The 732-nt window shown below is 72.4% G+C and carries 1 protein-coding gene; it reads right to left on the bottom strand.

All coding sequences use genetic code 11. From position 1 onward, the window contains the following. On the bottom strand, positions 1-125 hold a 125-nt coding region (locus E1265_RS36630; RefSeq protein ID WP_132935237.1), incomplete at its 3' end, for a roadblock/LC7 domain-containing protein. Positions 126-732: the final 607 nt, after the last annotated feature.

The raw sequence follows: 732 nt of genomic DNA, 5'->3' as shown, positions 1-732 counted from the left end.
TCGGACAACGCCAGAAGAAGACCATCAGCGGAAACCACCACCGTGTGCGACACCCCAGGGGTGTTCTCCACAAAACTGGTGATCAACCAGTTCAGGTTCTGCGCCGCCTGGCTCATCGGGCTCACACTAACGCTCCTGATCATAGGTGTGACCGGGGACTTGGCCCCGTTCGTCGTTCTGCGCGCCGCGGCCCTTCCCCGCGCCGCGGCCCTGCTCAACCCCGCGGCGCAGGCTGCTGAGCCGGCCACGGACGTCGTTCGGATCCCGGGATATCTGAGGCCCGCCGGGCGTGGGCTCCGGTACGGGGTGCTCGGTCAGGTTGGCACGCGGTACCCGCCTCGGGAGCCCGGCGGACGTCGTGCCGCCCGTGCGCTCCTCGCGGCGCGGTCCACGATCCCACCGCACCTCGGCCGGCGTCGACGCCGGAGCCTCTTCCCGCGGTCGCTGTGCCGAATCCTCCTCGGGCTGCCACTGTCGGTCCCTGCGGGGTAGCCCCGCGCTGGTGGTCGCGGGGTACCGCCCCGCGACCGGGTCTGGTGCAGTGAAGCCTACGCGCTGCGACGTGCCCGCGGGACCTTCGAGTTGAGATTCCGCCGCCGGCGCGGGGCCACCGAACACCTGTGGTGTTTCGGCCGGTTCACCATACCCGGGGCCCGCGGTCGGGGCCGCCCCGGGCTGCTCGGCGGGCAGCGTCACCGCCGCGTGCCGTCCGGTCGGGTGAGCGGCGGGGGG

Origin of the sequence: Streptomyces sp. 8K308, from assembly GCF_004348315.1 — a bacterium.
Classification (GTDB): Bacteria; Actinomycetota; Actinomycetes; order Streptomycetales; family Streptomycetaceae; genus Streptomyces.
This window is presented reverse-complemented; position numbering and strand designations above follow the sequence as displayed.